Source organism: Streptomyces sp. NEAU-sy36 (assembly GCF_013423905.1).
Taxonomy (GTDB): Bacteria; Actinomycetota; Actinomycetes; order Streptomycetales; family Streptomycetaceae; genus Streptomyces; species Streptomyces misionensis.
Map to the genome: position 1 here is coordinate 2,267,603 of NZ_CP058977.1, position 24,470 is coordinate 2,292,072.

Consider the following 24,470-nt stretch of genomic DNA (forward strand, 5'->3'; position numbering starts at 1 on the left):
TCCCGCAAGATCGCGAGTGTTGATCGCCGAGGGGCTCCCCGGTGCGCCATCATCGGCCGCGAGATGGTGGATACGACACAGAGCGAGGCCGCGCCGCCGAAGGACGAGCCGCGCGGGTGCCTCTTCGCCCTTTCCCAGCCACCGCTGATGATCTTCCTAGCGGTGATCGGGTGTCTGATCCTCATGGCTGCGCTGCACGATCTGCTGTTGCTGTGAGCCGTACACGTCCGTCCCGGCGCCACCCGCCGGGACCGACGTCGCCCGCCCGGCCTCCCGGCAGGCAGACCGCCACTCTCCGGGACGCGTCACGACCCACCCGCGAACCGCTCCAGACCTGGCCGCCCCGGCGGCAGAGCGAGCCGCGACGTATCCGGCGAGGGCCCGGAGCGACACGTCGACGGGCCGACGGGCGGCGTCGGCGGCCCTGGCCGCCGAAAGTCGGGGACGGCCTCCTGATCGGTGCCTGCTCGCCCGCGGAAGGTGGCCGGGGCGGACGACAGCCGGCACCGCACTCCTGCGTGCCGGGTGCGGCGCCCGGCCGTGCCCCGGTCCCGCGCGTGGCTCGGCCAGCGACGGCTGCCACCGCCCTGTCCGAACACACGGCTGCACGTCTCCGGCCCCACCGGACCGCTTCGGCCGCCCCGCCGCTCCTTCCCGCCGGAGCGGACCGGCCCCCGGCCCCCGGAGGCCCGAGCCGCCCGTGGACGCCTCGTCCCGGCCTCCGCACGACCATCGCGGCTCACTCGCCGCCCGGCCTTCCGCCGCCACGCTCTGCGCCGCACAGCGGCGGCCCGGCGGCCCCTCCGCGCTCGCGGGAGGCGGCATGTGTCCGTACACGCCAGTACCCTCCGCACCGACGGCTGCCCTCCGGCCGGTGCCCCGGCCGGCACTCCCGCCGTGATCGCTGACGGGCGGACGACTCGCGCGGCGCCCCGGCGCCGTCGCGGTTCAGCCCGTCGCTTCCGTCGCCTCCTTCCGGCGGGCCCGGTACGCCGCCACGTGGAGGCGGTTGCCGCAGGTGCGGCTGTCGCAGTAGCGGCGGGAGCGGTTGCGGGAGAGGTCCACGAAGGCACGCCGGCAGTCCGGGGCCTCACAGCGCCGCAGCCGCTCCTCCTCCCCGGCGACCACGAAGAAGGCCAGCGCCATCCCGCAGTCGGCGGCGAGGTGGTCGGCCACGGAGGCACCCGGGGCGAAGTAGTGCACATGCCAGTCGTAGCCGTCGTGGTCGGTCAGCCGCGGGGTGGTGCCCGCCGCCGCCACCAGCTCGTTGATCAGCCCGGCGGCGGACCGCGCGTCCGCCGCCTCGAAGATCGCCGCGAACCGCGCCCGGATCTCCCGCACGCCCGACAGATCGGCCTGCGACAGCACCCCGACGTCGCTGATCTCGTGCTTCCGGATGAAGTCCGCGAGGGCCGGCACATCCGGCAGCGCGTCCGCCGCCGTCTCGTCCTCCGGCGCGGTGTTCACCAGATCCACCACGGTGTCGAGCGCGCACCGGGTGTCATGGGTGATCAGCACGTTTCGCTCCCTGGCCTGGGGGTCGGGCGGGCGCCCGCCGATGCTGGCCGATGGTAGCGACAGCGCGCCCGGCGCACCGGCGCTCTCCGGCCCCGACGCCCCGTAAGAACGGCTTCGGGGGCCGACGGGTTCCCGGACCGGGGCGAGCGCCTGCGACACGCGCCGGCGGACCGACGCCGCTTCCGTGAGCGCTCACGGTGACGGCGCCGGCCCGTGCCGTATGCGGTTGTGTGGCCCGAGCCGTCTCCCCGAGTGGACGGCGCCGGGCTGCTCGGAAGGGCCGCGGGCTAGCTTTCCGCCAGGATGTGCGAGAGCTCCTGATCCAGATCGAAGTGCCGGTGCTCCGTGCCGGGCGGCACGGCGGCGTCGGTCCGCTTCAGGAAGGACTCCAGGGCCCGCGCCGGGGCCTCCAGCAGCGCCTCCCCCTCCGGGGAGCTCAGGGCGATGCAGACAACGCCCTGACCATGGCTGCGGGACGGCCAGACGCGGACGTCGCCGGTACCGGTGGGCCGGTGCAGCCCTTCGGCGAGGAGGTCGCGGGCGAACACCCACTCGACGGTCTCCTCGGCTCCGGTGTGGAAGGTGGCGTGCACGGCGTAGGGGTCGGCCGTGTCGTACCGCAGGCCTGCGGGGACAGGCAGGGAGGACTCGCTCGACACAACGAGGCGCAGGTGCAGCTCGCAGCTGACCGTGGTGTTCATAAGCGCCAGGGCCTTTCGCTCAGTGTGCGCTCGGGGATTCGCACGTCGGCGAAATCGACATGCCACCTACGGTGCCGTTGTAAACCCCTCTGAGGGTTTTGCGTGTGTTTACGACACTCTTCCGGCCGAGAACTCGTACCGGATCTACGCCCATTCCGGTGATCTGAATCACTCGGGTAGCTTTGTCCGTATGAATACGGGGAGTGACGAGTCGGGGCTGGGTTCCCGTGCGCCGGAATTCGTGCGGTCCCGCCGGATCCTGCACCGCGGCTGGCAGGTGGGCGTCTTCGTCGTCGGCCTCGCCGTGGTGGCCGCCGGTGTGCTCATGCTGGCCCTGCCCGGGCCCGGCTGGGTGGTGATCTTCGCGGGCATGGCGATCTGGGCCACCGAGTTCGTCTGGGCCCAGCTCGTGCTGCGCTGGACCAAACGCAAGGTCACCGAGGCGGCCCAGCGTGCCCTGCAGCCCGAGGTGCGCCGCCGCAACATCACGCTGACCGTGATCGCCGTGGTGATCGCCGGGGTGCTGGGCGCGATCTACCTGTGGCGCTACGGCCCCGTCCTGCCCTGGAAGATCGAGCGCCGGTGAGCCGCGCCCCCGCCCGTCCGCGCACCGCCGCGGACCGTGGTCGGGGGCACCCCCTGACATGGGGTAATGTTCTTCCTGCGCCCGGGCGATTAGCTCAGTGGGAGAGCGCTTCGTTCACACCGAAGAGGTCACTGGTTCGAACCCAGTATCGCCCACCCGGACCGACGGCCCATCCGCGAACAGCGGATGGGCCGTCGGCGTATCGAAGAGCAACCGGCGGAAAACGCGCGGCTTTTCCGGAAAAACCGCCCGGCTTTCCCGTCCGGCGCGGCGAGCCCGGAGAATTTCCCGGCCCCGCAACCGCCCGCATTCGAACAGAAACTGAGCCTGAATCAGCACCCCCGGCGTCGGGACGGGCAGACTCCGCGCATGGACTGGAACCACTACCGCTTTCACAGCCTGTGGCCCCTGCCCGCGCCGCCGGCCGCCGTCTACGCCGCGCTGGAGCGGCCCGAGGACTACCCCCGCTGGTGGCCCCAGGTGCGCTCGGTGACCCGGCTGGACGACTCCACCGGCATCCTCACCATCCGCTCGGCACTGCCGTACGCCATGACCTTCACCGCCCGCGCGACCCGGCGCGACCCGGCCGCCGGGATCCTGGAGATCGCCATGAGCGGCGACATCGAGGGCTGGGCGCGCTGGACCGTCACCGCCGCGGGCCCCGGCACGCTCGCCCGCTACGACCAGGAGGTCGAGGTGCGCAAGCCCCTGCTGCGGCGGCTCGCCGTGCCCGGCCGCGCCGTCTTCCGCGTCAACCACCGCCTGATGATGCGGGCCGGACACCGCGGACTGCTGCGCCGTCTGCGGGCGGTTTGAAGGATCGCCGTCCGGACCTGTATTGTTCAGTGCGTTCCCGGGCGATTAGCTCAGTGGGAGAGCGCTTCGTTCACACCGAAGAGGTCACTGGTTCGAACCCAGTATCGCCCACCGGGAGAGAGCCGGTCCGCAGCAGCGGACCGGCTCTTCCGCTGTCCGGACACCCGGGGCGACCGGCCTAGGCGGCCGCGGGCAGCCCCGGCCGTACCGGCCACTCCGTGCTGACCGTCTCCTCCGAGCCGCTGCGGGCGAACCAGGCCTGAAGGCCCCGGGCCTGCGCCGCGTGCCAGTCGGCCTGGAGGGCGTGCAGCTCGGCGGGGGAGAGTCGTTCGAGCCGGGTCGCGAAACGGCGGCCCAGTGCCCGGACGACCTCCAGCGCCGCCAGCGCGTCCGCCGCCGCGTCGTGCGCGCCCTCCAATGTCACGCCGTAGTGCTCGCACAGATCGGTCAGCGTGCGCCGCCCCTTGCGGTAGCGGTCCAGGTGCTTGTCGAGCACGCGCGGGTCCAGCACCCGCAGCGGTACCGACGGGAACCACTGCTCCAGCGAGGACGCCCGGTGCCGGCGCAACTCCCGGTCCAGCAGCGTCAGGTCGAACGGCGCGTTCATCACCACCAGCGGGCGGCCCCGCGCCGCGTGCTCCGCCAGCAGCTCGGCTATCTCCAGCATCACCGGGGCCGGCCAGCGGCCGTTGCGCTGGAGGTGCTCCTGCGTCAGCCCGTGCACCGCCGTCGCCTCGGCCGGCACCGGCACCCCCGGATCGACCAGCCAGCGCGACACCCGCGGCACGGTCCCCGGGGCGTCCTGGACCAGGACGGCGGCCGACACGATCCGGTCGGTCTCGACGTCCACACCCGTTGTCTCCGTGTCGAAGGCGGCCAGCGGCCCCTCGTACCAGTACGTCATCCCAGCCCAACTCCTCGTCCAGCCGCGGCAGCTGACCTCCCGTCTTCTGCCCATTTGGTGATACCCGGGCCGTTTGCGCCGTACGCCGCGAGGAGACAACAGCAGTACGGGTCTTTGCAGTTCAGCGGCCCGCACCGGGAAAAGCCTTGGCTTGGAAGGCTGTTGGTACATGGCCACTCTGCAGCCCGAGCGGGGCGGGCTGCTGCCCGAACGCACGCACCCCCACCGCGGCACGCTCGCCACCACCGCCTGCATGGAGACACTGCAGGTCGGCTATCTGCACGCGGTCGCCGCCGCGGCCGGCTGCTCGCTGTCCCAGCCCTTCCCGGACAACGGCATCGACTGGCACGTCAGCCACAGCGCGCCCGGCCACACCGTCGACGACGAGGTCACCATCAAGGTGCAGCTGAAGGCGACGTACCAGATCGCCCCCCACCCGCCGGGCCGCACCTTCTCCTTCACCCTCGACAACGACCACCTGCGCAAGCTCGCCCGCACCCCCGTCTCGGTGCACAAGATCCTCGTCGTGATGCTGGTCCCGCGCTCCCAGGACGACTGGCTGCGCGCCGGCCACGACCGGCTCGACCTCAGGCACTGCTGCTACTGGGTCAACCTGGCCGGCCACCCCATCACCGGCCGGCACCGGACCACCGTGCGCATACCGACCACACGCATCTTCGACGACCGGGCGCTGTGCGAGATCATGACCCGTGTCGGGACGGGAGGCAGACCATGAGGAACCGTCCCCCCGAGGAACCGGTGCCGCCGCGACCGCACCCCGACGTCTGCCCCGGCGACGGCCCGCCGCGCCCCGCCGACGTCGACCCCGCGGTGCTCGGCGCCCTCCTGCGGCGGCACGGCTGGCAGCGGCGCGGCGGGGCCGCCGGACGCTACGGCCGCTGGACCCCGCCCGGCCCGGGCGCCGCCACCAGCCTGCTGGTCCCCGAGAGCCGCGCCTTCCCCGACAGCGACGACCTGCTCGGCGAGGCCCTGGACGCCCTCGCCCGCAGCGACACCCCCGCCGCCCGCGAGGTGCTGATCTCCCTCGCCCGGCCCAGCGACGAGATCCGCTGGTGGCGCGACGTACCGAACGGACCGGCCGGCGCCGCGCCGTGGGGCCGCGACGAGCAACTGCGCGGCGCCGCACGGCAGATGCTGCTCGCCGCCGCGCTCGCCACCCGCGCCCGGGCCGGGTACCACGGCGCCCGGCACCGCCGCGCGGCCGCGGAACTCCTCCAGGACGTCCTCGTCGGCCCCGCCGCCGAGGGCCGCCCGCTGACCGCCTTCGTGCCGGTGCCCGCGGGCCGTCCCCTCGCCGTCCGCCTCCACCAGGCCCTGTACGCCGCCCGCGAGGCCATCGACTACCGCCGCGCCACCGGCGGCATGGACGCCTTCGACGGCGCCGTCGAGGCCGGCGTCAGCCGCGAGCTGACCGAGGCGCTCACCGCGCTGGTGCGCGGCACCGAGGGGGCCAGGATCGCCGTCGCCTGGGCACCCGCCGCCGGCGTCCCCGAGGGCTGCGCCCCGGCCGCCGAACCCGTCGAGTTCTCCCCCGGCGACCTGCCCGTACTGCGCGAGGCCGCCGCCCGCTACCTGCGCGAGGAGACCTCCGTACCCGCGCGGATCACCGGAGCCGTCGTGCGCATGCGCCGCTCGGGCCCCGGCGGCGAGGGCACCGTACGGCTACGCGTCCTCGCCGGCGCCGAGGTGACGCACGTGCGGGTCACCCTCGACGAGGAGGACTACCGCATCGCCGGCCACGCCCATCTCGTCGGCCTCCCGGTGCGGGTGCACGGCCGGCTGGAGCGGCGCGGCGGCTTCCGCAGGCTCACCGGCGTCTCCGGCGTCGTCCCCGTCCAGGTCGACGAGGCCGAACGCGACCGGCTGCTGAAATCCCTCCAGGGGAACCTGGACTTCTTCGAGGAGGCCTGCGGGGAGGCGTGAGCGGACGGCGACCGAAGGTGACCGTTTCGCGGTCGGTGCCCTCGGGTCGGTACGATCGCCTGTGCGCGCGCTCCTGGTATGGCGCCGCACCCACCTTCAGTCAGGAGAGACCGGTGTCAGACGTCCGTGTGATCATCCAACGCGATTCCGAGCGGGAAGAACGCGTGGTGACGACGGGCACTACGGCCGCCGACCTCTTCGCGGGCGAGCGCTCGATCATCGCCGCGCGCGTGGGCGGCGAGCTGAAGGACCTCGCGTACGCGCTCGTCGACGGCGACGAGGTCGAGGGCGTGGAGATCACGTCCGAGGACGGCCTCAACATCCTGCGCCACTCCACCGCGCACGTCATGGCGCAGGCCGTGCAGGAGCTGTTCCCGGAGGCCAAGCTGGGCATCGGCCCGCCGGTCAAGGACGGCTTCTACTACGACTTCGACGTCGAGAAGCCGTTCACGCCCGAGGATCTCAAGGCCATCGAGAAGAAGATGCAGGAGATCCAGAAGCGCGGGCAGAAGTTCGCCCGCCGCGTGGTCACCGACGAGGCCGCCCGCGAGGAACTGGCCGACGAGCCGTACAAGCTGGAGCTGATCGGCCTCAAGGGCTCCGCGTCGCACGACGACGGCGCGGACGTCGAGGTCGGCGCCGGCGAGCTGACGATCTACGACAACCTGGACGCCAAGACCGGCGAGCTGTGCTGGAAGGACCTCTGCCGCGGCCCCCACCTGCCCTCCACCCGGCTCATCCCGGCGTTCAAGCTGATGCGCAACGCGGCTGCCTACTGGCGCGGCAGCGAGAAGAACCCGATGCTCCAGCGCATCTACGGCACCGCCTGGCCGTCCAAGGACGAGCTGAAGGCGTACCTGGAGTTCCTCGCCGAGGCCGAGAAGCGCGACCACCGCAAGCTCGGTGCCGAGCTGGACCTCTTCTCCATCCCCGAGCAGATCGGCTCCGGCCTCGCCGTCTTCCACCCCAAGGGCGGCATCATCCGCCGGGTCATGGAGGACTACTCGCGCCGCCGCCACGAGGAGGAGGGCTACGAGTTCGTCTACACCCCGCACGCGACGAAGGGGAAGCTCTTCGAGACCTCGGGCCACCTGGACTGGTACGCCGACGGCATGTACCCGCCCATGCAGCTCGACGAGGGCGTGGACTACTACCTCAAGCCCATGAACTGCCCGATGCACAACCTGATCTTCGACGCGCGCGGCCGCTCGTACCGCGAACTGCCGCTGCGTCTGTTCGAGTTCGGGACCGTGTACCGGTACGAGAAGTCGGGCGTCGTGCACGGCCTGACCCGCGCCCGCGGCTTCACGCAGGACGACGCGCACATCTACTGCACCCGCGAGCAGATGTCCGAGGAACTGGACAAGACGCTCACCTTCGTCCTGGGCCTGCTGCGGGACTACGGCCTGACCGACTTCTACCTGGAGCTGTCCACCAAGGACCCGGAGAAGTTCGTCGGCTCCGACGAGGTCTGGGAGGAGGCGACCGAGACCCTGCGCCAGGTCGCCGAGAAGCAGGGGCTGCCCCTCGTCCCCGACCCGGGCGGCGCGGCCTTCTACGGACCGAAGATCTCGGTGCAGGCCAAGGACGCCATCGGCCGTACCTGGCAGATGTCGACCATCCAGCTCGACTTCAACCTGCCCGAGCGGTTCAACCTGGAGTTCACCGGCCCCGACGGCTCCAAGCAGCGTCCGGTCATGATCCACCGCGCGCTGTTCGGTTCCATCGAGCGCTTCTTCGCGGTCCTCCTGGAGCACTACGCGGGCGCCTTCCCGGCGTGGCTGGCGCCGGTGCAGGCGCTCGGCATCCCGATCGGCGACGCCCACGTCGAGTACCTGGAGAAGTTCGCCGCGGCCGCCCGCAAGCAGGGGCTGCGCGTCGAGGTGGACGCCTCCTCGGACCGCATGCAGAAGAAGATCAGGAACGCGCAGAAGCAGAAGGTGCCGTTCATGGTCATCGCGGGCGACGAGGACATGTCGAACGGCTCGGTCTCCTTCCGCTACCGCGACGGCTCGCAGGAGAACGGCATCCCGGTCGACGAGGCCATCGCCAAGATCGCCAAGGTCGTGGCGGAGCGCGCCCAGGTCTGACCCCCGGCCGGCACGGGCCCCCGGGCGGACTTCGGTCGCCGGGGGTCCTGGCCTGTACCGGGGCAGCACGCCATATGCTGCCTAGCATGACGAGTGAGCCGGAGCAGCAGATCGGGGTCGGCACGCAGGACGCGTTCCAGCGGCTGTGGACGCCCCATCGGATGGCGTACATCCAGGGTGAGAACAAGCCGAGCGGCCCGGGAGCCGACGACGGCTGTCCCTTCTGCTCGATACCGGCGAAGTCCGACGAGGACGGGCTGATCGTCCGCCGTGGCGAACACGTCTACGCGGTCCTCAACCTCTACCCGTACAACGGCGGCCATCTGATGACCGTGCCCTACCGGCACGTGGCCGACTACACGGAGCTGACCGGGCCGGAGACCGCCGAGCTGGCCGAGCTGACCAAGCAGGCGATGACCGCGCTGCGCACCGCCTCCGGCGCGCACGGCTTCAACATCGGCATGAACCAGGGCACGGTGGCGGGCGCCGGCATCGCCGCCCACCTGCACCAGCACATCGTGCCCCGCTGGGGCGGCGACACCAACTTCATGCCGGTGGTGGGGCACACCAAGGTGCTCCCGCAGCTGCTGGCCGACACCCGCGCGATGCTGGCGCGGGCCTGGCCGTCGGCGTAGACCGGGCCGCGCGCCGACGCGCCGAGGGCGCCCCCTCGCCGAAGGGGGCGCCCTCGCCGTGTCCGGGGGTGCGCGTCACGCGTCGTACAGGTCCGCCTTCTTCGGCGTGGGGTCCTGGATCGCGCCGCTGAGCGCCGACGACCGGCTGCCGAACTTCTCCGTGTTCACGCCGTGCTCCGCGAGGACCTTGATCGCGGCCGAGTGCACCACCCGCAGCACCGGGGTGGCCGCGCGCAGCGCGTCGTCGGCCATGAAGCGGTGCCGCCACGGCTGGTCGGCCCACGCGTGCCGCAGACCGAACGGCTCCGGCAGGCCCAGGGAGCCGCCCAGCCAGTTGAGCAGCGGCGGGTACCAGGTCAGCGGGGCGCGCACGGCGAGACGTACGACCTCGTCGGTGGTCATCAGGGGCAGGCTGACCTTGCGGGTCTCCCACGGCTTGAAGGTCTTGCTGACCTCCTTGGTGGGCGCCTCCGGCTTGCTCCAGAACAGTCCGTTGACCGGGCCGAGCGCGTGTCCGGTGACCTCGATGCGCAGCGTCTCGTGCAGCACGGTGACCGTGATCATCATGGTGATCACCAGCTGGCCGTCCCAGAGCGTCCACTGCACGCCCAGGTAGTGCCGGTCGCCCTTGCCGAACTGCTGCTTGTTGCAGATCTCCTGTATCGCGTGCGGCTTGACCTGGAAGGCCTCCACATCGGTGCCCTCGGGCCGGGACACCGCCCCGGCCTTCTCGGCGATCGGGGTGACGATCCAGTGCTTGACCGAGGGCTTGGGGAAGCCTCCGGTGTTCAGCGGGCCGCGCTCCAGCAGGGTCAGCTGGTCGTGGATCGCGCGGATGACGTCCCAGCTGCGGAAGGGGTGGATCTCGCGGCCGGGGTCGGCGGGCACCAGGTCCTCGGCGAGCTGCCAGGAGCCCCAGCGGGTGCCCATGCCGAGTATGCCCTTGGGGCCGGCGTAGAAGACCGAGTTGGACTGCTGCTCGGCGGTGAGCCGGGCCAGGGACTCGCGCAGGGTGTCGGCCGCGGTCTGGTTGGGGCCGCGCGGCACGGCCTCGGGGACCTTGATGCCGACGCTGCTGCCCGACAGCAGGCCGTCCCAGCGGGCCCGCAGGTCCTTGGCGGTGCGCTCGCAGATCTGCTTGGCCACGTACCAGCCGATCACCGGGAGCACCACGGCCGCCCGCGCGTACCACGCCCAGAAGCCGCTGAACGGCGTCCGGATCAGGAACAGCACGGCCAGCACGGCCACGCCGAGCAGCAGCACGGTGGCCAGGGTGCCGGCCCGCTTGTCGTCCCGCTTGGCGACGAACGCCCGCAGCTGGAAGACGAGCAGCCAGGCGATCAGCCCCGGCAGGAAGAGCAGGCCGCACAGCACCGTCACGGCGGTCAGCCGGTTGTCGCGCTCGCGGCGGATGTTGTTGGCCGCGAGACAGTGCTCCACCACGAACTGGGGCTCGGACCCGAAGGACTGGATGAGCGGTTTACGGCCCGGACCGAGCATGCGGTCCACGACGGCCCGCGAGAACGCCTCGCCCAGGTTCGGTTCGAACAGCCGTATCCTGCCCGGCTTCACGGTGGACTGGTGCCACTCGTTGTCCGCTTCCTTGATCTTCACGACCTTGTCGTCCCGGTAGGCCGCGGAGGCCAGGGCGGCCGTCGCCGCCTGCTGGCCGTCGCCCGAGACGGGCACCTGGGGCCCGTCCCACTCCGTTCCAAACGACATTCCCGCCCCCATCGCCGCCGGTGTCGCTCTGCGGCCTTCCCGACTTCCCTGCCCCGCACACCTGTTGGGCCCGCACACGTGCCGAAAACCGGTCGGCCCGCGCACGAGGTGCCCAGGTGGCCAGGGTATCCGCCACCACCGGCGAGCGAGGGGCGGACGACCGAAGCCGTCCGCCCGGAGAAGGGACCTAACCGTCGTCCCCGCCCTGCTCGCGAATGCGTTCGGCGATCTGCGGCGGCATCGGCTCGTGCCGTGCGTACGCCCGGTCGAAGCGGGCCGTGCCGTGCGAGAGCGAGCGCAGGTCGACGGCGTACCGGCCGATCTCGAACTCGGGGACCTCGGCGCGGATCAGGGTGCGTCCGGAACCCACCTGCTCGGTGCCGAGGAGCCGGCCGCGCCGGCCCGACAGATCGCTCATCACGGCGCCCACGTAGTCGTCGCCGACCAGCACGCTCACCTCGGCGACCGGCTCCAGCAGATGGATCCTCGCGTCGGCGGCGGCCTCGCGCAGGGCGAGCGCGCCCGCCGTCTGGAACGCGGCGTCGGAGGAGTCCACCGAGTGCGCCTTGCCGTCGAGCAGCGTGACCCGCACGTCCACGAGCGGATGCCCGGCGACGACGCCCTTGGCGGCCTGGGCCCGCACGCCCTTCTCCACGGACGGGATGAACTGGCGCGGCACCGCGCCGCCGACCACCTTGTCCACGAACTCGATGCCCGAGCCACCCGGCAGCGGCTCCACCTCGATCTCGCAGATGGCGTACTGGCCGTGCCCACCGGACTGCTTGACGTGCCGGCCGCGCCCGGCCGCCTTGGTCGCGAACGTCTCCCGCAGCGAGACCTTGTGCGGGACGACGTCGACCTGGACGCCGTAGCGGCTGCGCAGCCGTTCCAGCGCGACGTCCGCGTGCGCCTCGCCCAGGCACCACAGCACCACCTGGTGGGTGTCCTGGTTCTGCTCCAGACGCATCGTGGGGTCCTCGGCGACCAGCCGGGACAGGCCCTGCGACAGCTTGTCCTCGTCGGCCTTGCTGTGCGCCCGGATGGCGACCGGGAGCAGCGGGTCGGGCATCTGCCAGGGCTCCATCAGGAGCGGGTCGTCCTTCGCGGAGAGCGTGTCGCCGGTCTCGGCGCGGGTGAGCTTGGCCACGCACACCAGGTCGCCGGCGACCGCGTGGGTGACCGGCCGCTGCTGTTTGCCGAAGGGCATGGACAGGGCGCCGATCTTCTCGTCCACGTCGTGGTCCTCGTGGCCCCGGTCGGTCAGACCGTGCCCCGAGACGTGCACCGTCTGGTCGGGTCGCAGCGTGCCGGAGAACACGCGGACCAGGGAGATACGGCCGACGTAGGGGTCGGAGGCGGTCTTGACGACCTCGGCGGCCAGCGGCCCCTCGGTGTCGCAGGGCACGAGTTCGCGCGGGGCGCCGTCGGGGGTGGTCACGCCGGGCACCGCGTGCTCGAAGGGGGTGGGGAAGCCGCCGGTGATCAGGTCCAGCAGTTCCACCGTGCCCAGGCCCTGGCGGGCGCCCTCTGCGGCGGGGGCGGCGGCCAGCACCGGGAAGAAGCTGCCGCGCGCCACGGCCCGTTCCAGGTCCTGGACCAGGGTCTTGACCTCGACCTGCTCGCCGCCGAGGTAGCGGTCCATCAGGGTCTCGTCCTCGCTCTCGGCGATGATCCCCTCGATGAGCCGGTTGCGGGCCTCGTCCAGGTCCGGCAGCTGGTCCGGGCCGGGTTCGGACTCCTTGCGCTCGCCGGACGAGTAGTCGAACAGCTTGCGGGAGAGCAGCCCCACCAGCCCGGTCACAGGGGCGTGCCCGTCGGGGCCCTCGGGGCCGCGCAGCGGCAGGTACAGCGGCAGCACGGCGTCGGGATCGTCGCCGCCGAAGGCCTCCGCGCAGATCCGGGTCATCTCCTCGAAGTCGGCGCGGGCCGCCTCCAGGTGCGTGACCACGATGGCGCGGGGCATGCCGACGGCCGCGCACTCCTCCCACACCATGCGGGTCGAGCCGTCCACCCCGTCCGAGGCCGAGACGACGAAGAGGGCCGCGTCCGCGGCGCGCAGACCGGCCCGCAGCTCCCCGACGAAGTCCGCGTAGCCGGGGGTGTCGAGGAGGTTGATCTTGATGCCGTCCCATTCGACCGGCACCAGGGACAGCTGCACCGAGCGCTGCTGCCGGTGCTCTATCTCGTCGTAGTCGGAGACGGTGCCGCCGTCCTCCACGCGGCCCGCCCGGTTCACCGCCCCCGCGGTCAGCGCGAGGGCCTCCACCAGCGTGGTCTTGCCCGCTCCGGAGTGGCCGACCAGCACCACATTCCGTACGGACGCGGGTTGGTCGGCCGCCAGAGCCCTGCCGGCGGCCCCGGGGTGTGTCTGAGTCTTGTCGCCCATGATCCTGCCTCCCGTACACGGTGAGGTCATCGGGGCGCGGACACGCGAACCGCGTGCTGTGGCGGCTTCGGCGACGCCCGCGGTTATTCGAGCTTTCCACTCCCGTCACCTCGCGTCCATACGACGGACCCGATCCCGCCGCGGGCGGCCGCGCGCACCGCTCGCGCGCACGGGCTGCGGGTGCCCGCCCGCCACCCGCACGCGCGCGTGGCTACGATGGGCCAGCCGGCGGCCATCACGGGCCGCGGCGCGACACCGACCGTCGGGAAGGCCATGCTGAACAAGTACGCGCGTGCATTCTTCACGCGTGTCCTCACACCGTTCGCCGCGTTTCTCATCCGGCGGGGGGTGAGCCCCGACACGGTCACGCTGATCGGCACCGCGGGTGTGGTGGCGGGCGCGCTGGTCTTCTACCCCCGGGGCGAGTTCTTCTGGGGCACGGTCGTGATCACCCTGTTCGTCTTCTCCGACCTGGTCGACGGCAACATGGCCCGGCAGCTGGGACGCTCCAGCCGCTGGGGGGCCTTCCTCGACTCCACCCTGGACCGGGTCGCCGACGGCGCGATCTTCGGTGGCTTCGCGCTCTGGTACGCGGGCCACGGCGACAACGACGCGCTGTGCGCCGTGGCGATCTTCTGCCTGGCCAGCGGCCAGGTGGTGTCGTACACCAAGGCGCGCGGCGAGTCGATCGGGCTCCCCGTCGCCGTCAACGGTCTGGTCGAGCGGGCCGAGCGCCTGGTGATCTCCCTGGTGGCGGCCGGTTTCGCGGGTCTGCACAAGTTCGGTGTGCCGGGCATCCAGTGGCTGCTGCCGATCGCCCTGTGGATCGTCGCCGCGGGCAGCCTGGTCACCCTGGTCCAGCGCGTCGTCACCGTGCGCCGCGAGTCCGCCGAGGCGGAGGCGGCGGCCCGGCAGGACAGCGGGGCGGCCCGGTGAGCACCGCGGACCGGCTGACGGACGCGCTGTACGGCGCCGGCTGGAGCACGGTCAAGAAGCTCCCCGAGCCGGTCGCGGCCCGCCTCGGGCGGACCATCGCCGACATCGCCTGGAAGCGGCGCGGCAAGGGCGTGCAGCGACTGGAGGCGAACTACGCGCGGGTGGTGCCCGGCGCCGGTCCCGAGCGGCTGGCCGAGCTGTCCCGCGCGGGCATGCGCTCCTACCTGCGCTACTGGATGGAGTCCTTCCGGCTGCCCGCCTGGAGCGCCGAGCGGATCCGCACGGGCTTCGACCCCAAGGACGTCCACCACCTGACCGAGGGCCTCGACGCCGGCAAGGGCGTGATCCTCGCCCTGCCGCACCTGGCCAACTGGGACCTGGCCGGCGCCTGGGTCACCACGGCGCTGCGCACCCCGTTCACCACGGTCGCCGAGCGCCTCAAGCCCGAGACGCTCTACGACCGCTTCGTCGCCTACCGCGAGGGCCTCGGCATGGAGGTGCTGCCGCACAGCGGCGGCTCCGCCTTCGGCACCCTGGCCCGGCGGCTGCGCGACGGCGGCCTGGTCTGCCTGGTCGCCGACCGCGACCTGTCCGCCTCCGGCGTGGAGGTGGGCTTCTTCGGCGAGCGGGCCCGGATGCCCGCGGGCCCCGCCCTGCTCGCCCAGCACACCGGCGCCCTGCTGCTGCCGGTGACCCTCTGGTACGACGACTCGCCCGTCATGCGCGGCCGGGTCCATCCGGCGATCGAGGTGCCGCGGTCAGGCACCCGGGCCGAGAAGACGTCTGTCATGACACAGGCCCTGGCCGACGCCTTCGCCACCGGGATCGCCGAGCACCCGGAGGACTGGCACATGCTCCAACGGCTGTGGCTCGCCGACCTCGACCCCGCGAAGGGACCCTCGTGAGAATCGGGATCGTCTGCCCGTACTCCTGGGACGTGCCCGGAGGCGTCCAGTTCCACGTCCGCGACCTCGCCGAGTACTTCCTCCGCCTCGGCCACGAGGTCTCCGTGCTCGCCCCGGCCGACGACGACACCCCGCTGCCGCCGTACGTCGTCTCCGCCGGGCGTGCGGTCCCGGTGCCGTACAACGGCTCGGTGGCCCGGCTGAACTTCGGCTTCCTGTCGGCCGCGCGGGTGCGGCGCTGGCTGCACGAGGGCGCCTTCGACGTGGTCCACATCCACGAGCCGACCTCGCCCTCGCTGGGCCTGCTCACCTGCTGGGCCGCGCAGGGCCCGATCGTGGCCACGTTCCACACCTCCAACCCGCGCTCCCGGGCGATGATCGCCGCCTACTCGATCCTCCAGGCCGCGCTGGAGAAGATCAGCGCGCGGATCGCGGTCAGCGAGTACGCCCGCCGCACCCTGGTCGAGCACCTGGGCGGCGACGCGGTGGTCATCCCCAACGGCGTCGACGTCGACTTCTTCGCCAAGGCCGAGCCCAGGCCGCAGTGGCAGGGGGAGACGATCGGCTTCATCGGCCGCATCGACGAGCCCCGCAAGGGCCTGCCCGTCCTGATGAAGGCCCTGCCGAAGATCCTCGCCGCCCGGCCCGGCGCACGGCTGCTGGTCGCCGGCCGGGGCGACGAGGAGGCCGCCGTCGAGGGCCTGCCGCGGGAACTCCGCTCCCACGTGGAGTTCCTCGGCATGATCAGCGACGAGGACAAGGCCCGTCTGCTGCGCAGCGTCGACCTGTACCTCGCGCCCAACACCGGTGGCGAGAGCTTCGGCATCATCCTGGTCGAGGCCATGTCCGCGGGCGCCCCCGTGCTCGCCTCGGACCTCGACGCCTTCGTGCAGGTCCTCGACCAGGGCCGGGCGGGCGAGGTGTTCGCCAACGAGGACGCGGACGCGCTCGCGGACGCCGCCGTCCGGCTGCTGGCCGACCCGGACCGCCGGGCCGCGCTGCGCGCCCGCGGCAGCGCGCACGTCCGCCGCTTCGACTGGTCCACGGTCGGCGCGGACATCCTGTCCGTCTACGAGACGGTCACCGACGGCACGACCGCGGTCGCCGCGGACGAACGCACGACGGGCCTGCGAGCCCGCTTCGGCCTCGCCCGCGACTGACCCGGCGCCCGCGGGGGCGGCTCCCGGCGGGGGCCGTGACCGTCCGCGGGGGCCGGCGCGGCACATGCCGACGGAGCCCGGTCGGCGGGCGGGGCGGCCGGGGGCACGACGGCCTCCGGGTCCCGGCGCGGGGACCGATAGCCTTCCGGCGTGACCGCAACCCTCATCTGGATCCTCGTCGCCCTGCTCGCGATCGGCGTCTACCTGAGCTGGACCGCCGGACGGCTGGACCGGCTGCACGTACGGATGGACGCCGCCCGGGCCGCGCTCGACGCCCAGTTGCTGCGCCGGGCCTCGGTGGCCCAGGAACTCGCCACCTCGGGCGTGCTGGACCCGGCCGCCTCGATCGTGCTGTACGAAGCCGCGCACGCCGCCCGGCAGGCCGAGGAGGAACAGCGGGAGGTCGCCGAGAGCGAGCTGAGCCAGGCCCTGCGCGCGGTCTTCGCGGAGCCGGCCCAGGTGGAGGCGCTGCGCGAGGCCCCCGGCGGCGAGGAGGCCGCCCGTGAGCTGGCCGAGGCCGTGCGCCGGGTGCCGATGGCCCGCCGCTTCCACAACGACGCGGTGGGCGCCGCCCGCCGGCTGCGCGAACACCGCAAGGTCCGCTGGTTCCGGCTGGCCGGCCACGCGCCCTTCCCGTTGGCCTTCGAAATGGACGACGAACCCCCCGCGGCCCTGGTGGAAAGGGTCGCCTGACGGCCGTCCGCCTGTCATTCACAGCGAAAAGGAGCCACCGGCTTTTCATTGGCCCTTGCTGTGGCCTGGTCCCCTCGCGTTTCCTCGGGTCAGCAGAAACCCTCTTCACATCAGCGAGGTCATCCGTGTCCACCACCGAGAACCAGGCTCCCGAGACCGGCACCGCCCGCGTGAAGCGCGGCATGGCCGAGCAGCTCAAGGGGGGCGTCATCATGGACGTCGTCACCCCGGAGCAGGCGAAGATCGCCGAGGACGCGGGCGCCGTCGCCGTCATGGCCCTGGAGCGGGTCCCCGCCGACATCCGCAAGGACGGCGGCGTGGCGCGCATGTCCGACCCGGACATGATCGAGGGCATCATCGACGCCGTCTCGATCCCGGTCATGGCCAAGTCCCGCATCGGCCACTTCGTAGAGGCCCAGGTGCTCCAGTCCCTCGGCGTGGACTACATCGACGAGTCCGAGGTGCTCACCCCGGCCGACGAGGTCAACCACTCCGACAAGTGGGCCTTCACCACCCCGTTCGTGTGCGGCGCCACCAACCTGGGCGAGGCCCTGCGCCGCATCGCCGAGGGCGCCGCGATGATCCGCTCCAAGGGCGAGGCCGGCACCGGCAACGTCGTGGAGGCCGTGCGCCACCTGCGCCAGATCAAGGGCGAGATCGCCAAGCTGCGCGGCTGCGACAACAACGAGCTGTACGCCGCCGCCAAGGAGCTGCGCGCCCCCTACGAGCTGGTCAAGGAGGTCGCCGAGCTGGGCAAGCTCCCCGTGGTGCTGTTCTCCGCCGGCGGTGTGGCCACCCCGGCCGACGCCGCGCTGATGCGCCAGCTCGGTGCCGAGGGCGTGTTCGTCGGCTCCGGCATCTTCAAGTCCGGCGACCCGGCCAAGCGCGCCGCCGCCATCGTCAAGGCGACCACCTTCTACGACGACCCGAAGATCATCGCGGACGCGTCCCGCAACCTCGGCGAGGCCATGGTCGGCATCAACTGCGACACCCTCCCCGAGACCGAGCGCTACGCGAACCGCGGTTGGTGAGCGACACCCCATGAACACTCCTGTCATCGGCGTCCTGGCCCTCCAGGGCGACGTACGGGAGCACCTCATCGCCCTGGCCGCGGCGGACGCCGTGGCCAGGCCGGTGCGGCGCCCCGAGGAACTCGCCGAGGTCGACGGCCTCGTGCTGCCCGGCGGCGAGTCCACCACCATCTCCAAGCTGGCCGTCCTCTTCGGTGTGATGGAGCCGCTGCGCGCCCGGGTGCGCGACGGCATGCCCGTCTACGGCACCTGCGCCGGCATGATCATGCTGGCCGACAAGATCCTCGACCCGCGCTCGGGCCAGGAGACCGTCGGCGGCATCGACATGATCGTGCGCCGCAACGCCTTCGGGCGGCAGAACGAGTCCTTCGAGGCCGCGGTCGACGTGCGGGGCGTCGCGGGCGATCCTGTGGAGGGCGTCTTCATCCGCGCCCCCTGGGTGGAGTCCGTGGGTGCCGGCGCCGAGGTGCTCGCCGAGCACGACGGCCACATCGTCGCCGTCCGCCAGGGCAACGCGCTCGCCACGTCGTTCCACCCGGAACTGACCGGTGACCACCGGGTGCACGCCCTGTTCGTGGACATGGTGCGCGCCAATGCCGCCCCGGAGTCCTTGTAGGATCTCTGGCGTTCGTTCATAGATGGGTAACGCGAAGGAGACAGGCAGATGTCCGGCCACTCTAAATGGGCTACGACGAAGCACAAGAAGGCCGTGATCGACGCCAAGCGCGGCAAGCTCTTCGCGAAGCTGATCAAGAACATCGAGGTGGCGGCGCGGATGGGCGGCGTCGACCTCGACGGCAACCCGACGCTCTACGACGCCGTCCAGAAGGCCAAGAAGCAGTCGGTCCCGAACAAGAACATCGACTCCGCGATCAAGCGCGGCGGCGGTCTCGAGGCCGGCGGTGCCGACTACGAGACGATCATGTACGAGGGCTACGGCCCCAACGGTGTCGCGGTGCTCATCGAGTGCCTCACCGACAACCGCAACCGCGCCGCCTCCGACGTGCGTGTCGCCATGACCCGCAACGGCGGCTCCATGGCCGACCCCGGCTCGGTGTCGTACCTGTTCAACCGCAAGGGCGTCGTGATCGTCCCCAAGGGCGAGCTGACCGAGGACGACGTGCTCGGTGCCGTCCTGGACGCCGGTGCCGAGGAGGTCAACGACCTCGGCGAGTCCTTCGAGGTGCTCAGCGAGGCCACCGACCTGGTCGCGGTCCGCACCGCCCTCCAGGAGGCCGGCATCGACTACGACTCCGCCGAGGCCAACTTCGTCCCGACCATGCAGGTCGAGCTGGACGAGGAGGGCGCGAAGAAGATCTTCAAGCTGATCGACGCGCTGGAGGACAGCGACGACGTGCAGAACGTCTTCGCCAACTTCGACGTGAGCGACGAGATCATGGAGAAGGTCGACGCGTAACGCGCGCGGCTGTCCGACCGGGCCGACGGGACACCCCGTCGGCCCGTCGCGTTGCCGGGCGTCGGTGCGCGGCGTTGTCAGTGCCACCCGATAGCCTGCACAAACAGGTGATCGAGCGGTCGGAGGGAGGCGCCCCGTGCGGGTGCTGGGGGTGGACCCGGGGCTGACCCGGTGCGGTGTCGGCGTGGTCGAGGGGGTCGCGGGCCGCCCGCTGACCATGGTCGGCGTCGGCGTCGTACGCACTCCGGCGGACGCCGAGCTGAGCCACCGGCTGCTCGCCGTCGAGCAGGGCATCGAGCAGTGGCTGGACGAACACCGGCCCGAGTTCGTCGCCGTGGAGCGCGTCTTCAGCCAGCACAACGTGCGCACCGTGATGGGCACCGCCCAGGCCAGCGCCGTCGCCATGCTGTGCGCCGCCCGCCGCGGCATCCCCGTCGCGCTGCACACCCCCAGCGAGGTCAAGGCCGCCGTCACCGGCTCGGGACGCGCCGACAAGGCGCAGGTCGGCGCCATGGTCACCCGGCTGCTGCGGCTCGCCGCGCCCCCCAAGCCGGCCGACGCCGCCGACGCCCTCGCCCTCGCCATCTGCCACATCTGGCGCGCCCCCGCCCAGAACCGGCTCCAGCGGGCCGTCGCCCTGCACACCGCCCACCCGACGAAAGGCCGTACGGCATGATCGCCTTCCTCAGCGGCACGGTCGCCGCGCTCGCCCCCGACTCCGCGGTGGTGGAGGTCGGCGGCGTCGGCATGGCCGTCCAGTGCACCCCGGACACACTGGCCGCGCTCCGCGTGGGACAGCCCGCCAAGCTGCACACCTCCCTGGTGGTGCGCGAGGACTCGCTGACCCTGTACGGCTTCGCCGACGACGACGCGCGCCAGGTCTTCGAACTGCTCCAGACCGCCAGCGGCGTCGGCCCCCGCCTCGCCCAGGCCATGCTCGCCGTGCACACCCCCGACGCGCTGCGCCGCGCCGTCGCCACCGGCGACGAGAAGGCCCTCACCGCGGTCCCCGGCATCGGCAAGAAGGGCGCCCAGAAGCTGCTCCTGGAACTCAAGGACCGCCTCGGCGCGCCCGTCGGCACCGCACCGGCCGTCGGCGCCCCCGTCACCGAGGGCTGGCGCGACCAGCTGCACGCGGCCCTCATCGGCCTCGGCTACGCCACCCGCGAGGCCGACGAGGCCGTGGCCGCCGTGGCGCCCCAGGCCGAGGCGGCGGGCGGCACCCCGCAGGTCGGCCGGCTGCTGAAGGCCGCCCTGCAGACCCTGAACCGCGCCCGCTGACCCCCATCCCTTTGAGGCACACCACATGAACTGGGACGACACGGCCGACACCCCCGCCGAGCGGCTGGTGGACTCCGCCGCCGACCGCGAGGACCAGGCCGTCGAGGCCGCCCTGCGCCCCAAGGACCTCGGCGAGTTCATCGGCCAGGAGAAGGTCCGCGAACAGCTCGACCTGGTGCTGCGGGCGGCCCGCGCGCGCGGCGCCACCGCCGACCACGTACTGCTCTCCGGCGCCCCCGGCCTCGGCAAGACCACCCTGTCGATGATCATCGCCGCCGAGATGGGCGCCCCCATCCGCATCACCTCGGGCCCCGCCATCCAGCACGCCGGCGACCTCGCCGCGATCCTCTCCTCCCTCCAGGAGGGCGAGGTGCTCTTCCTGGACGAGATCCACCGCATGTCCCGGCCCGCCGAGGAGATGCTGTACATGGCGATGGAGGACTTCCGCGTCGACGTCATCGTCGGCAAGGGCCCCGGCGCCACCGCCATCCCGCTGGAGCTGCCCCCGTTCACCCTGGTCGGCGCCACCACCCGGGCCGGTCTGCTGCCGCCCCCGCTGCGCGACCGCTTCGGCTTCACCGCGCACATGGAGTTCTACGAGCCCCGCGAACTGGAGCGGGTCGTGCACCGCTCGGCGCAACTGCTGGACGTCGGGATAGAGCCCGACGGCGCCGCCGAGATCGCCGGCCGCTCCCGCGGCACGCCCCGCATCGCCAACCGCCTGCTGCGCCGCGTCCGCGACTACGCGCAGGTCAAGGCGGACGGCGTGATCACCCGTGAGATCGCCGCGGCCGCCCTCGCCGTCTACGAGGTCGACGGACGCGGCCTGGACCGGCTGGACCGCGCCGTCCTGGAGGCCCTGCTGAAGCTGTTCGGCGGCGGCCCGGTGGGCCTGTCCACTCTCGCCGTCGCGGTGGGGGAGGAACGTGAGACCGTGGAAGAGGTGGCCGAACCGTTCCTGGTCCGCGAGGGCCTGCTGGCCCGCACTCCGCGCGGCCGGGTGGCCACCCCCGCCGCCTGGGCGCACCTCGGGCTCACCCCGCCCCGTTCGGCCACGCCGGGAAACGGACAAGGGGACCTGTTCGGGGCGTGACGCCTCCGGCAGCGGGCCCCCGGCGGGCCGGGCATTGGCACGGGCAGGAACCCAGGTGCCATGCTGAGCGTTGTTCCATGTGCGCGGACTCGCTTAGACTCCGCCGATGCCGCCTGTACGGGTGGCGCCGACCACACCCCCATCCCGATAAAAGGCCGCTCTCCGTCGCGGTCGCGCGAAGGAAATCCGTCCCGTGAATCCGTATACCCTTCTCCCGTTCATCGTGCTCATCGCGGCCATGTTCCTGATGACGCGCTCTGCCAAGAAGAAGCAGCAGCAGGCCGCGCAGATGCGCAACGAAATGCAGCCCGGCTCCGGTGTCCGCACGATCGGGGGAATGTACGCGACGGTCAAGGAGATCAACGAGGACACCGTCCTCCTCGACGCCGGCCCCGGTGTCGACCTCCTCTTCGCGAAGAACGCGATCGGCGCCGTCCTCAGCGACGACGAGTACAACCGCATCGTGCACGGCATCGAGCACGACCTGAAGTCCGACGCCGACATCGTCCCGGACGACGCCTCCTCCCTCACCGAGACCGACGAGACCGACGGATCTGCCGCCGCTGCCGCCGCCTCCGACGACAAGATCGACCTCGGTAAGAAGGACGCCGACGAGGGCGCCGCCGACGCGTCCGAGGCCGCCGAGGCCCGGACGGATGACCAGCCGAAGAAGACCGACGGCGACTCCGACGTGAAGTAGTCACGCCCCGGTGGTGCGCGAGGGTGCATAATCACGCCCCGCGCACCACCGGGCGCGTCTGTTTCCCGTACGGGGAGCCCGACACCATGTCATGGCCGCCGAGCGCCGACCCGACGCCGAGCGGCTCGAGAGGGAGTACGAGAAGGTGGCAGCACCTAAGAAGGGCCGGAGCGCGAGCGCCCAGAGCAAACCAGGGCGCTCGCTGGCCCTCATCCTGATCGCCATCGTGGCGCTCACCGGAGGGATGTTCGCCTCCGGGCACACCACTCCGCGTCTCGGCATCGACCTCGCCGGCGGTACGAGCATCACGCTCAAGGCGAAGGCCGACCAGGGGTCCGCGATCAACAAGGCCAACATGGACACCGCGGTCGACATCATGAACCGCCGTGTCAACGGTCTCGGCGTCTCCGAGGCGGAGGTGCAGACCCAGGGAAACGACAACATCATCGTCAACATCCCGCGGGGCACCAACTCCAAGGAGGCCCAGCAGCAGGTCGGCACCACCGCCAAGCTCTACTTCCGCCCCGTCCTGGCGAGTGAGCCCAGCGGTGCCGCGGCCAGCCCCTCGCCGAGCGGCTCCCCGAGCGGCTCCCCGACCACGGGCTCCTCGCCCAAGCCGGGCTCCAGCCCCTCCGCGAGCGCTTCCACCGGGCAGAAGGCCTCCTCGTCCTCCTCCTCGTCCCCGACGGCCTCCGCGACCACCCAGGGCCGTGCCGTCACCGACGCGCTGAAGGCCGGCTCCACCCCGTCGCCGAGCGCCACCCCCACCGGCGGCTCCTCGTCCAAGGCCAAGGCCACCCCGTCGCCCTCGGCCTCGGCCGGTGGCGGGGACACCGCCAAGCTCCAGGCCCAGTACGCCGCCCTGGACTGCACCAAGCCGGACGACCGCGCCAAGGCCGGCAACAACGCCAAGCCCGGCGAACCCACCATCGCCTGCGGCAAGGTCGGCAAGAACTACTACAAGTACGTGCTCGGCCCCGCCGCCGTGGACGGCACCGAGGTCAAGAAGGCCCAGGCGGTCTTCGACACCCAGGGCGCCTCCGGCTGGCAGGTCCAGATGACCTTCAACTCCACGGGCGCCAAGAAGTTCGCCGACATCACCGGCGAGCTGGCCAAGAACCAGGCCCCGCAGAACGAGTTCGGCATCGTCCTCGACGGTGAGGTCGTCTCCAGCCCGTACGTCAGCCAGGCCATCACCGGCGGCCAGGCCGAGATCTCCGGCAGCTTCACGCAGCAGGACGCGCAGAGCCTCGCCAACATGCTGTCCTACGGCGCCCTGCCCCTGTCCTTCCAGGAGCAGTCCGTCACCACCGTGACCGCCGCGCTCGGCGGCCAGCAGCTGCACGCCGGTCTGCTCGCCGGCGCCATCGGCCTCGCGCTGGTCGTGCTCTACCTGGTGATCTACTACCGCGGTCTGTCGCTGGTCGCCATGGCGTCCCTGGTGGTCTCCGCGATCCTCACCTACGTGATCATGTCGCTGCTCGGCCCGACCATCGGCTTCGCGCTGAACCTGCCGGCCGTCTGCGGTGCCATCGTCGCCATCGGCATCACCGCCGACTCGTTCATCGTGTACTTCGAACGCATCCGGGACGAGATCCGCGAGGGCCGCTCGCTGCGCCCCGCCGTCGAGCGGGCCTGGCCGCGCGCCCGGCGCACCGTCCTGGTCTCCGACTTCGTGTCGTTCCTCGCCGCCGCCGTCCTGTTCATCGTGACCGTCGGCAAGGTCCAGGGCTTCGCGTTCACGCTGGGTCTGACCACCCTGCTCGACGTGGTCGTGGTCTTCCTGTTCACCAAGCCGCTGATGACGCTGCTCGCGCGCCGCCCGTTCTTCGCGAACGGCCACAAGTGGTCCGGCCTCGACCCGAAGAGCCTCGGCGTCAAGCCGCCGCTGCGCCGCACCCGCCGTACCGCCGGTCCCGCAGCCGGCCCTGTCGACCCGAAGGAGGCGTGAG

General features: G+C 72.1%; 24 protein-coding genes and 2 tRNA genes. 21 read left to right on the top strand and 5 right to left on the bottom strand.

Annotated elements, in window-relative coordinates; all coding sequences use genetic code 11:
* Window positions 1–63 precede the first annotated feature (63 nt).
* Window positions 64–216, top strand: a complete 153-nt coding sequence (locus HZZ00_RS10345; RefSeq protein WP_167381394.1) for a hypothetical protein — start codon at window positions 64–66, stop codon at window positions 214–216.
* A 732-nt stretch (window positions 217–948) separates the two neighbouring features.
* Here HZZ00_RS10345 and HZZ00_RS10350 read toward each other — a convergent pair.
* Both HZZ00_RS10350 and HZZ00_RS10355 read right to left on the bottom strand, forming a co-directional pair.
* The gene (locus HZZ00_RS10350; RefSeq protein ID WP_070030096.1) at window positions 949–1,518 is read right to left on the bottom strand and encodes a CGNR zinc finger domain-containing protein; all 570 of its coding nucleotides are present in this window, start codon (window positions 1,516–1,518) and stop codon (window positions 949–951) included.
* A gap of 287 nt (window positions 1,519–1,805) precedes the next feature.
* Complete coding sequence (locus HZZ00_RS10355) at window positions 1,806–2,219, bottom strand: SsgA family sporulation/cell division regulator (protein ID WP_004002642.1); 414 nt, start codon at window positions 2,217–2,219, stop codon at window positions 1,806–1,808.
* Between the two features lie 190 nt (window positions 2,220–2,409).
* Between HZZ00_RS10355 and HZZ00_RS10360 the strand changes: the two genes are divergently transcribed.
* From HZZ00_RS10360 to HZZ00_RS10375, 4 genes are all read left to right on the top strand, one after another.
* The gene (locus tag HZZ00_RS10360) at window positions 2,410–2,805 is read left to right on the top strand and encodes a TIGR02611 family protein (RefSeq protein WP_180331912.1); all 396 of its coding nucleotides are present in this window, start codon (window positions 2,410–2,412) and stop codon (window positions 2,803–2,805) included.
* An 83-nt stretch (window positions 2,806–2,888) separates the two neighbouring features.
* Window positions 2,889–2,960 (top strand) — tRNA-Val (locus tag HZZ00_RS10365).
* Window positions 2,961–3,174: 214 nt separating this feature from the next.
* A complete protein-coding gene (locus HZZ00_RS10370) occupies window positions 3,175–3,621 on the top strand; it encodes an SRPBCC family protein (RefSeq protein WP_180331913.1) in 447 nt (148 codons plus the stop codon).
* 39 nt (window positions 3,622–3,660) lie between these two features.
* Window positions 3,661–3,732: transfer RNA gene (locus HZZ00_RS10375), tRNA-Val, on the top strand.
* Between the two features lie 67 nt (window positions 3,733–3,799).
* Here the strand turns inward: HZZ00_RS10375 and HZZ00_RS10380 are convergent.
* On the bottom strand, window positions 3,800–4,525 hold the full coding sequence (locus tag HZZ00_RS10380; protein ID WP_074991827.1) for a 3'-5' exonuclease: 726 nt from the start codon (window positions 4,523–4,525) through the stop codon (window positions 3,800–3,802).
* Window positions 4,526–4,694: 169 nt separating this feature from the next.
* Between HZZ00_RS10380 and HZZ00_RS10385 the strand changes: the two genes are divergently transcribed.
* The 4 genes from HZZ00_RS10385 (at window position 4,695) to HZZ00_RS10400 (ending at window position 9,194) form a co-directional block, all read left to right on the top strand.
* A complete protein-coding gene (locus HZZ00_RS10385; RefSeq protein ID WP_180331914.1) occupies window positions 4,695–5,261 on the top strand; it encodes a DUF4365 domain-containing protein in 567 nt (188 codons plus the stop codon).
* A complete protein-coding gene (locus tag HZZ00_RS10390; protein ID WP_180331915.1) occupies window positions 5,258–6,469 on the top strand; it encodes a hypothetical protein in 1,212 nt (403 codons plus the stop codon). Before HZZ00_RS10385 ends, HZZ00_RS10390 begins: the two co-directional genes overlap by 4 nt.
* 113 nt (window positions 6,470–6,582) lie before the next feature.
* Complete coding sequence (gene thrS / locus HZZ00_RS10395; protein WP_070030091.1) at window positions 6,583–8,559, top strand: threonine--tRNA ligase; 1,977 nt, start codon at window positions 6,583–6,585, stop codon at window positions 8,557–8,559.
* 74 nt (window positions 8,560–8,633) lie between these two features.
* On the top strand, window positions 8,634–9,194 hold the full coding sequence (locus HZZ00_RS10400; RefSeq protein WP_180331916.1) for an HIT domain-containing protein: 561 nt from the start codon (window positions 8,634–8,636) through the stop codon (window positions 9,192–9,194).
* A gap of 75 nt (window positions 9,195–9,269) precedes the next feature.
* Here HZZ00_RS10400 and HZZ00_RS10405 read toward each other — a convergent pair whose 3' ends face one another.
* Together HZZ00_RS10405 and HZZ00_RS10410 are read right to left on the bottom strand one after the other, a co-directional pair.
* Window positions 9,270–10,916, bottom strand: a complete 1,647-nt coding sequence (locus tag HZZ00_RS10405; RefSeq protein WP_180331917.1) for a hypothetical protein — start codon at window positions 10,914–10,916, stop codon at window positions 9,270–9,272.
* A 187-nt stretch (window positions 10,917–11,103) separates the two neighbouring features.
* Complete coding sequence (locus HZZ00_RS10410; RefSeq protein ID WP_180331918.1) at window positions 11,104–13,302, bottom strand: elongation factor G-like protein EF-G2; 2,199 nt, start codon at window positions 13,300–13,302, stop codon at window positions 11,104–11,106.
* Window positions 13,303–13,518: 216 nt separating this feature from the next.
* On the opposite strand from HZZ00_RS10410, the gene pgsA reads away from it, so the two are divergent.
* The 12 genes from pgsA (at window position 13,519) to secD (ending at window position 24,469) form a co-directional block, all read left to right on the top strand.
* Window positions 13,519–14,238 (top strand): phosphatidylinositol phosphate synthase, encoded by a 720-nt coding sequence (gene pgsA, locus HZZ00_RS10415; protein ID WP_180333451.1) that lies wholly within the window; start codon window positions 13,519–13,521, stop codon window positions 14,236–14,238.
* The gene (locus HZZ00_RS10420; protein WP_180331919.1) at window positions 14,235–15,143 is read left to right on the top strand and encodes a phosphatidylinositol mannoside acyltransferase; all 909 of its coding nucleotides are present in this window, start codon (window positions 14,235–14,237) and stop codon (window positions 15,141–15,143) included. The genes pgsA and HZZ00_RS10420 overlap by 4 nt, the downstream gene beginning before the upstream one ends.
* Complete coding sequence (locus tag HZZ00_RS10425) at window positions 15,140–16,303, top strand: glycosyltransferase family 4 protein (protein ID WP_180331920.1); 1,164 nt, start codon at window positions 15,140–15,142, stop codon at window positions 16,301–16,303. The genes HZZ00_RS10420 and HZZ00_RS10425 overlap by 4 nt, the downstream gene beginning before the upstream one ends.
* A gap of 150 nt (window positions 16,304–16,453) precedes the next feature.
* Entirely contained in the window at window positions 16,454–16,996 is a 543-nt protein-coding gene (locus tag HZZ00_RS10430) for a hypothetical protein (RefSeq protein WP_180331921.1), read from the top strand.
* Window positions 16,997–17,178: 182 nt separating this feature from the next.
* Entirely contained in the window at window positions 17,179–18,027 is an 849-nt protein-coding gene (pdxS, locus tag HZZ00_RS10435) for a pyridoxal 5'-phosphate synthase lyase subunit PdxS (protein WP_233360374.1), read from the top strand.
* Between the two features lie 10 nt (window positions 18,028–18,037).
* Window positions 18,038–18,643: a pyridoxal 5'-phosphate synthase glutaminase subunit PdxT gene (gene pdxT, locus HZZ00_RS10440; protein WP_180331922.1), complete on the top strand. Its 606-nt coding sequence runs from the start codon at window positions 18,038–18,040 to the stop codon at window positions 18,641–18,643.
* A 48-nt stretch (window positions 18,644–18,691) separates the two neighbouring features.
* Window positions 18,692–19,444: a YebC/PmpR family DNA-binding transcriptional regulator gene (locus HZZ00_RS10445; protein ID WP_070030082.1), complete on the top strand. Its 753-nt coding sequence runs from the start codon at window positions 18,692–18,694 to the stop codon at window positions 19,442–19,444.
* Window positions 19,445–19,580: 136 nt separating this feature from the next.
* Window positions 19,581–20,120 carry a crossover junction endodeoxyribonuclease RuvC gene (ruvC, locus tag HZZ00_RS10450; RefSeq protein WP_070030081.1) on the top strand — a complete coding sequence of 180 codons (540 nt, stop codon included), beginning with the start codon at window positions 19,581–19,583 and terminating at the stop codon, window positions 20,118–20,120.
* The gene (gene ruvA, locus HZZ00_RS10455) at window positions 20,117–20,725 is read left to right on the top strand and encodes a Holliday junction branch migration protein RuvA (protein ID WP_180331923.1); all 609 of its coding nucleotides are present in this window, start codon (window positions 20,117–20,119) and stop codon (window positions 20,723–20,725) included. The genes ruvC and ruvA overlap by 4 nt, the downstream gene beginning before the upstream one ends.
* Window positions 20,726–20,750: 25 nt before the next feature.
* Window positions 20,751–21,818 carry a Holliday junction branch migration DNA helicase RuvB gene (gene ruvB / locus HZZ00_RS10460; RefSeq protein WP_146469050.1) on the top strand — a complete coding sequence of 356 codons (1,068 nt, stop codon included), beginning with the start codon at window positions 20,751–20,753 and terminating at the stop codon, window positions 21,816–21,818.
* Window positions 21,819–22,011: 193 nt separating this feature from the next.
* Entirely contained in the window at window positions 22,012–22,518 is a 507-nt protein-coding gene (gene yajC, locus HZZ00_RS10465) for a preprotein translocase subunit YajC (protein WP_180331924.1), read from the top strand.
* Between the two features lie 145 nt (window positions 22,519–22,663).
* Window positions 22,664–24,469, top strand: coding sequence for a protein translocase subunit SecD (secD, locus tag HZZ00_RS10470; protein WP_180331925.1), 1,806 nt, complete (start codon window positions 22,664–22,666; stop codon window positions 24,467–24,469).
* Window position 24,470: the final 1 nt, after the last annotated feature.

What these genes read in the sequence shown, in the direction of transcription:
- HZZ00_RS10370 (WP_180331913.1), top strand. Translation starts at nt 3,175, where the DNA reads ATGGACTGGAACCACTACCGCTTTCACAGCCTGTGGCCCCTGCCCGCG.
- HZZ00_RS10380 (WP_074991827.1), bottom strand. Translation starts at nt 4,525, where the DNA reads ATGACGTACTGGTACGAGGGGCCGCTGGCCGCCTTCGACACGGAGACA.
- HZZ00_RS10345 (WP_167381394.1), top strand. Translation starts at nt 64, where the DNA reads ATGGTGGATACGACACAGAGCGAGGCCGCGCCGCCGAAGGACGAGCCG.
- ruvB (WP_146469050.1), top strand. Translation starts at nt 20,751, where the DNA reads ATGAACTGGGACGACACGGCCGACACCCCCGCCGAGCGGCTGGTGGAC.
- HZZ00_RS10405 (WP_180331917.1), bottom strand. Translation starts at nt 10,916, where the DNA reads ATGTCGTTTGGAACGGAGTGGGACGGGCCCCAGGTGCCCGTCTCGGGC.
- pdxT (WP_180331922.1), top strand. Translation starts at nt 18,038, where the DNA reads ATGAACACTCCTGTCATCGGCGTCCTGGCCCTCCAGGGCGACGTACGG.
- pdxS (WP_233360374.1), top strand. Translation starts at nt 17,179, where the DNA reads ATGGCCGAGCAGCTCAAGGGGGGCGTCATCATGGACGTCGTCACCCCG.
- HZZ00_RS10445 (WP_070030082.1), top strand. Translation starts at nt 18,692, where the DNA reads ATGTCCGGCCACTCTAAATGGGCTACGACGAAGCACAAGAAGGCCGTG.
- pgsA (WP_180333451.1), top strand. Translation starts at nt 13,519, where the DNA reads ATGGGCCAGCCGGCGGCCATCACGGGCCGCGGCGCGACACCGACCGTC.
- HZZ00_RS10385 (WP_180331914.1), top strand. Translation starts at nt 4,695, where the DNA reads ATGGCCACTCTGCAGCCCGAGCGGGGCGGGCTGCTGCCCGAACGCACG.
- HZZ00_RS10360 (WP_180331912.1), top strand. Translation starts at nt 2,410, where the DNA reads ATGAATACGGGGAGTGACGAGTCGGGGCTGGGTTCCCGTGCGCCGGAA.
- ruvA (WP_180331923.1), top strand. Translation starts at nt 20,117, where the DNA reads ATGATCGCCTTCCTCAGCGGCACGGTCGCCGCGCTCGCCCCCGACTCC.
- HZZ00_RS10410 (WP_180331918.1), bottom strand. Translation starts at nt 13,302, where the DNA reads ATGGGCGACAAGACTCAGACACACCCCGGGGCCGCCGGCAGGGCTCTG.
- HZZ00_RS10400 (WP_180331916.1), top strand. Translation starts at nt 8,634, where the DNA reads ATGCTGCCTAGCATGACGAGTGAGCCGGAGCAGCAGATCGGGGTCGGC.
- HZZ00_RS10390 (WP_180331915.1), top strand. Translation starts at nt 5,258, where the DNA reads ATGAGGAACCGTCCCCCCGAGGAACCGGTGCCGCCGCGACCGCACCCC.
- HZZ00_RS10355 (WP_004002642.1), bottom strand. Translation starts at nt 2,219, where the DNA reads ATGAACACCACGGTCAGCTGCGAGCTGCACCTGCGCCTCGTTGTGTCG.